General features: G+C 52.0%; 6 protein-coding genes. 2 read left to right on the top strand and 4 right to left on the bottom strand.

The genetic code is table 11. The annotated features are described in order from the left end of the window. Positions 1 to 1898, bottom strand: a 1898-nt coding sequence (locus NW819_RS10310; protein ID WP_414413683.1) for a DUF1156 domain-containing protein, incomplete at its 3' end; no start/stop codon positions are given. A gap of 52 nt (positions 1899 to 1950) precedes the next feature. Between NW819_RS10310 and NW819_RS10305 the strand changes: the two genes are divergently transcribed. Together NW819_RS10305 and NW819_RS10300 are read left to right on the top strand one after the other, a co-directional pair. Continuing rightward, the gene (locus NW819_RS10305) at positions 1951 to 2190 is read left to right on the top strand and encodes a DUF433 domain-containing protein (RefSeq protein WP_011433325.1); all 240 of its coding nucleotides are present in this window, start codon (positions 1951 to 1953) and stop codon (positions 2188 to 2190) included. Beyond that, positions 2190 to 2360: a DUF5615 family PIN-like protein gene (locus NW819_RS10300; protein WP_187147225.1), complete on the top strand. Its 171-nt coding sequence runs from the start codon at positions 2190 to 2192 to the stop codon at positions 2358 to 2360. Before NW819_RS10305 ends, NW819_RS10300 begins: the two co-directional genes overlap by 1 nt. Before the next feature lie 89 nt (positions 2361 to 2449). On the opposite strand, the gene NW819_RS10295 is transcribed toward NW819_RS10300, so the two are convergent. From NW819_RS10295 to NW819_RS10285, 3 genes are read right to left on the bottom strand one after another with little or no spacing between them, the layout of a single operon-like run. Next, entirely contained in the window at positions 2450 to 2671 is a 222-nt protein-coding gene (locus tag NW819_RS10295) for a hypothetical protein (protein WP_414413682.1), read from the bottom strand. A 38-nt stretch (positions 2672 to 2709) separates the two neighbouring features. Then, positions 2710 to 3387 (bottom strand): anti-phage-associated DUF3780 domain-containing protein, encoded by a 678-nt coding sequence (locus NW819_RS10290; RefSeq protein WP_083757646.1) that lies wholly within the window; start codon positions 3385 to 3387, stop codon positions 2710 to 2712. Further along, on the bottom strand, positions 3384 to 6464 hold the full coding sequence (locus tag NW819_RS10285; protein ID WP_414383465.1) for an anti-phage-associated DUF499 domain-containing protein: 3081 nt from the start codon (positions 6462 to 6464) through the stop codon (positions 3384 to 3386). Before NW819_RS10285 ends, NW819_RS10290 begins: the two co-directional genes overlap by 4 nt. Positions 6465 to 6564 lie beyond the last annotated feature (100 nt).

Genomic DNA, 6564 nt, shown 5'->3' with positions numbered 1-6564 from the left:
GACCATACTTCCGCATCCTGATGGGTGAACATCACAATTTGCAAGCCGTTGTCGGGCATGTGGTTTGCCAAGGCAGTATAGGCGGCAATCATGTCCTGCCGAAACTTTTCGCCTTTGCCCTGAATGGCCAACGCCCGCCGACTGTCCCACACCCAATCGGCAAACTCCTTGGGGGGATTCTTGCGCAACCACGCAATAAAAAACTCGGTGATCTCGTGGTAATGAATTGCATCGGCATACGGTGGATCGGTGATGAAAATATCGTTCTTACATCTATTATCAGAAGCACACTGACAGGCTATAGATAAATGAACCTTTGCAAGTGGGTAAAAACTTATTCTCTTGCTTGGTGTGAACCAAACAGATCGACATCCATAATTAAAAAAGGTATTTAATGCCTGATTTGTAAATACTCCACCAATCCATATTTCTTCTGATCGTGACCCAGCCCCTCCAGATTTTATTGCACACAGGCGAGAATAGTAATTGAGTAACTCCGAAACTTTAATTACTGAAATTTCAGTGTAAGAGTATTTTCTAAATAATGAGAGGCTGAGTAGTTGCCGTGCGTTAAACAAATGATGCCAATAAGTCCAGCCCCGCGTACGAATCGGCTCATCGGTTTTTTCTCCAGGTTCAATCGGCATATCGGGTACTAAACCAGCTTCTTGCCAAGCGGCGAGGTTTTCTCTAACGATTTGCTCTACTTTGCGCTCTCGTTCTAGGTCGGCGGGGGTAACGCTGGCGAAAAAAGTCTTGGGGCGAGATTTAACCAGAGATTCACAAGTCATCCAGTACACACAATACAGCCGTTCCTGAAAAATGTCGTCGGGGCGAGGCATAAAATCGTGCTTTTCCCAACGGCGCAGTTTATTGCCGGTGGTGCCATCGGGAAGGCGGTAATCGCCTCGGATGGTTTTAATAGGCGTGCGGTACTCTTCTCCATCCAGAACGTAAACCAAATCGCCATCCTGAACGGTGCCCTTGGCAGCGGCTTTCATTTCCGCTTCGCTGACCCCGGATACAATTTCAATTTCAAAACGTTTTTGGTCGTAATTGGGGATTAACTTCGCCACCACATTGCGGGTTTTGCTAATTACCCAACTGGGAGCCATTGGCACCATCCAGCCGGTGTGGGGGCAACGGGTTTCTAGGCAGTATAGGTAGGCTTTGGCGCGGTTGCCGTGCTCATCATGCTCAATGCCTAGAGCAGTAATTTCCCGATCCACCGCCTCAGCCACTGCTTTTTGGGCTGCTTCAATTTCCCGACGGGTGGCTTCATCGGCTCCCACGATATTCAGCGCTCCCCAAGTGAGCATACAGGCAATGGGATTGAGGTCGCTGGCATAGACATCGCATCCCAGCCTTGCCGCCTCAAAGGGAATTTGACCGCTGCCGCAAAAAGTATCCCCCACTCGTGGGCGATGCCCAAACCGCAAAATCCCCAGTTGCTCCACCAATTCCGGAAAGCTGTGGGCATTTGTCCCCAAATGTTGGTTCACCCGATCCCAAATGGGGCCGTAGAGGGTGGCATCGTCGCATTCTTCTGGGCGTTTGCAGAGTTCCAGTTTTTCGAGGTAAGAGCCTTGTGCCAATTTGGGTTTATCCCGTTGCGATTTCAGACGGCGTTCCAAACTGCTGTCAGCAATGCCCATCAGCAACTCAAACACTTCCAGATCGGCTTCGGGGTTATCCGTTGCAGGTAGCAATGCCCCCAATACGCAAGCTTTGGCCAGGATCAGAGGTTTGCGCCCTTTCCAATAGCTCCCCAACGCCGTGAGGGTTTGGCCAGCCCCAGCTTTGCGTTCCTTTTGCGCTTCGGCGCTGATTTTTTGGGCAGGCAAGAGCCGCTCGATCAAACTCGGCTTATCTTTCCAAGCAAGGGGGATGATGGACAAGGGAGATCTCCGGCGATACCATCGATCATGGTAGCTCTTAGGGCCCTAAGCCGTGAACTGGGAAGACTATATTCATTCGGATCCCGATATTCTCCTGGGTAAGCCAGTTTTCAGAGGAAGTCGCCTATCGGTGGAATTTATTTTGGGGCTATTTTCGGCAGGCTGGACGGAAAAGCAGATTTTGGAAAACTACCCTACGCTGACTCCAGAAGCACTTAGGGCTATGTTTAGCTATATCCAAGAATGTATGCGTGAAATGAACTTCTACAGTTTTTCAGATAAAGTCAGTTGATGCAATTTCTCGTCAATGAAAATTTTCCACGCTTAAGTATCTGTCTATTGCGAGATGCTGGCTTAGATGTGGCATCGCTCTCAGAGGAAGCTCCAGGTACTAAAGATTTCGAGGTCTTGGCTAGAGCTGCACAAGAGAAGCGGATTATATTGACTTTTGATCGGGATTAGCGTCCTTTGTAAGTCTAGCTTGTCCAAATCTGGAATGGACTCTGGAAGAGCGTTAAACAACTTGCGAAACTGGGCAGTGGTGCGAGATTTCACAGTGTTTCGGGGTTTAATTCTTCCGTCTTGCCTGCTTGATACTCGGCTATTGCCTTGGCACCGAGTTTTGCTAACATATCCGCTGAAGAAGCAAAGGATTCTTCCCATCGCTGATCGTCTTCTAGCTCATCAAGAATCAGGCTGGCAATTGCATTTTGCTCCTCTGTGGGTAGAGCTTTTAACTTGCTAATCGCTTTCTCCAGCAGTTCTGTCATCATTTGCATTCTCCCAAATAGGCGGTTTTATCTAGTAAAACTTAATCTCTTAGCTTTGTCGTGCCAATGGTTGCTTCACTATCCCAAAAGGGCGAGGGATCTTCTTGCAAGCAGGATAACAGGCTGAGTTGATCGGCTTCTACGGCTTCGCTACGCAAGCTATCGGAACAAGCTGGCTGGTATGGGCGCTTGACCGGAGTGGGCACACTCAGTTCCGTCAAGGGATTTTCTGTGAGGGCATAGCGCAGGGCTTTGCGCCAACCGATATTCCCGTGATCGACACCCCCTGTCGCCGCTGCTGTCATGGTGTAAAGCCACCAGCGCTCTTCTGGACGCAGCCCTCTCCAGTTGCGAATGGCATTGGGGATCGCCTCCGGTTTGGCCCGTTCTACTGCCCAAGCCAGCACCAGCAATTCCTTCCCCAGCAGACGTTCTACGAGGTTGCGGCCAGTTGTCCAACGGCTCGGATTCATTTTTTTCGCCCGCAGGCGGTCATTAAACTCTTGTTTGAGATCCTCAGCAATCTGGCTCCAGATAGACCGGCTGAGAACACAGCGCTCCGCAATGTCCGGCTGTCCGTTGATGCCCGCCTTGATGCCATAGACTTCGTAAATCAGCACAGGAGCGGTTCTGCCGGCAGGTATTTCGACCACAAAGTGGTGGGGATCAACGGTTTTGGGACAGCCGAACCCCACCGTCTCCCATTTTTTATCGCTCACTGCTCTACCTCTCCCGGCTCAGGATTGATTTCCAACCGATGCAAAAAGACTTCCAAATCGTGGCCGCTGCTGAAGTGTAGGTCGTCCAAGCGCAGACTCACCTCTGCCGTCTCATTGCCCAAAGCCTGACGTGCTATCGCAATAAACTGCTCAATGTCTTCCGCTTTTACCACCATATCGCTTCCAAACCGGGTGGTGATGGCTCGGTTCCCTTCCCCCACGGTTAGGGAGATCCCACCCGCCAGTTGCACACCCAAAGCCTTGCTCTGATTGATGGCCGTATAACTCGCCTTATTTCCTTGCAGGTTGAGGCGCTTGTGCAGCTTAGCCGGTTTGTTTTTGTCAATCACCGGCCCTTTTTGGTCGAGCGCCGGGATCGTGAAGTTGCGAGTGGTGCTCACCCCTTGATCTTCGGCGTAGGCATAGATGGTAACGGCTTCTGATCCCTCTAGTTCGATGGGGCCAGTGTAGAGGGTGCCTTCCCGTGGGTTAATGCCCGTGGTGTTCCAGCGAATTTGACCACGGGGTTTCACGGTTAGCTCTACGGTGCGCTTGCCGCCGCCAATACGAGGCTGGTGGGTGAGGGTCAGCGTATTCTTCCAAGCATAGACATCCCCTGTCTCGTGCCGGCCATCCGGGTCAATGGCGACAAACCACAGGGCAGTGGCATCGGTTGTCCAGATCGTATCGGGCACCACAGGGCTGTTGGCATCCACATTGGGCGTGTAGCTGTAGTGAACACGGCCATTTTTGCCCGCATCTCGAGGCAGAATTTCCAAGGTAGCCGTACCGGTGCGGTCATCGTATTCTCGCTGGGTGATGGCTACGGATGTGCGGGGGGGCGGAAAGGGCCCCTTTTCGATGTATCCATCTTCGGTGTACCGCCAGCGACCTTGGCTGACGGCTATCTGCCGCAGGGTATCCATTCCTTTGGGGGGCAACCAGGGCCAGCGCTCGTTGGTGATGGTGCGGGAAACCACGTCTCGCCAAGGGATACGCCGCTCTCCCCCTGCCGGCCACAACAGGTCTTCTGCTCGCGACAGCAACGCCTCGGCATTGGCTTCCACATCGACATACAGCTTGGATGCACCGACATCGGATAGGGCTTTTTCGATCTGCTCTTCAGCATGGAAGGTATTGCCCGTAAAGGTCATGGAGAGCTTGGTAGGAGTCAGTTTGCCCTTGATGGGGTAATAGACCCGATTGAACAGGCTGACCACAGTGGCGTTAAAGTCGTAGGCGGCTTGTTCGGCCTCTTCCTCCAGTTCTGCTTTGTGGGGGGATTTGTCTCCACCGGTTTCTTCCAGTACTCGGGCAACGGCCCACAAACGACGGGTTTTGTCTTCTAGGCTGGCCAGATTGGAGCCATCTCCGGTAACCACACAAAAGTTGTTCTTCTCGGGAACACTTTCCCAAAACTGCTGGGCCTCTTCTGGGGGTGTTTTGCTGTCTGGGCTGAGTACCAGGCACACCCGCGGGCCATTGAGGCGAATCTCATCAATTTTGGGCAGGGCTTGCACCTCTTGATAGGCAATCCGCCGTTGGGGTCGGAAAATTTCTTCCAGCCGCCGCTTCATTTCCGCATCAATTTTCGGCTGGGGAGCGTTGCGGGCACGGCTATCAATGCGCTTACGCAGGTTCTCGATGTTGGAAAAGTACCAAGCATCGTTTTCTTTGCGGTGCAGGTACCAGGCGTTGGCACGGAACGCTTGAAAAGCATCCTGAAATTCGCTGACATTCCGCTGAGGAGCTACTAGGTATTCCAAAAATTGCCCCTCGGTAAAGCCTTTCACGGCATCAACTGATTCAGACAGAGAGGCAGTCAACAGCAGGGCAGCAATCTGACTGGCAGCATCATGGCCCAGTTTTTGATCCACCAGTTCAGCGACAGCAGTGCCATTGGCCGCAATATCGTGGGCAATCGCTCCCTGTAGATTGCTGATTTTGTTGATCTCTTCCCGCACATCTGGGATGTTGAGGTTCAGATGCTGGCAACCGATCAGGTAGACATCGTTGCTGGGACGCTCCCATACCGACTGGATTATTTTTGAAACAAACTGCATCAAGCCGCGAGTTTGACGGTAGCTTTCGTTTTCCTTAAATAGGGCAATGATGTGCTTAACCGAAGGATGGAAAGGGTAAGAAGCATGAATTTCGGCGGCAATTTGTTCGGCAGTTTTGGCAATTGATTTGGCTCTGGCTGCATCTCCCAGCACTTTTGCGTAGGCAGAAGCAACTGCATCAATGGTTTGTACATTGGGCAGGGAGCTAAATAGCCGCTTGCGGAGAATGTCGTAAATTTCCGATGTGCCCAGGTCTACCGGTGTGATGGATCGCGCTTGGCGGTTGGTTTCTTGAGCGAAGTTACCGATTGCTTTTTGCAGTTCCCGTGAGGCTCCTTCGTAGCTGCCGGATAGGTTGGAAATGACAATGCAGCAGCGCTTTAACTTCAAGGCGGCACTCAGCAGGTTCGATAGGGCGTAGGTTGTCACTTGCGCCAATGTACCTCCGCCCACCATGCGGGTAATGGCGTAGTCGAAGTAGGGCGGCAGCTCGTCCAATAGAATGAGGGTGGGTTCATCTCCAATTAAATCAATCCAATCCTGCTCACTGGGGGCATCTGCTCCGTGCTGCCAAAATTTGACAAAAGCCTCTTCTTTCCCCAGTTGCCGGGCAATCTCTCCCCAAATAAACCGTTGCTCGAACTTGAGGCGTCCATTGATGGCAACCAGTTTAGCGTCGGCAAAAGGAGCATCTTGAGTGATGTCTGGCACAACCTCGGCACGCAAAGCGGCATCCCGCGCCAGCAACCCTAGGGCAATCATGGAGTGGGTTTTACCACCCCCCATCGCCTGTTTGAGTTCAAACACCGCTTGGTCGGAGCGACCTGCCAGCCGTTTGAGCCCCTGACGCAGCAACAGATCCATCCCGCGGGTAATGTGGTTTTTGGCGAAGAATGCCCGGGCATCCTCTGCTGTATGCTCGATAACATTCGACAGATTTTCAATTTGCTCAACTATGGCGTAGTTCAAGGCCATAGGATGAATTTGACAAACGTCTTTGACGGTGGGAATCATTGCGGCTAGCTCCTGCTACTCAAGATGGTGACCCTCTCTTCAACTAAAGGAACTGTGGGGGGTGTTCAGTATTTAGCAGAGGTAAACTACCCGGCTCCGA

The sequence above is a fragment of the Synechococcus sp. R8-2 genome (genome assembly GCF_047461715.1).
Lineage (GTDB): Bacteria > Cyanobacteriota > Cyanobacteriia > Thermostichales > Thermostichaceae > Thermostichus.
The sequence above is the reverse complement of the archived record's forward strand: the minus strand, read 5'-3'. Positions and strand labels throughout refer to the sequence as shown.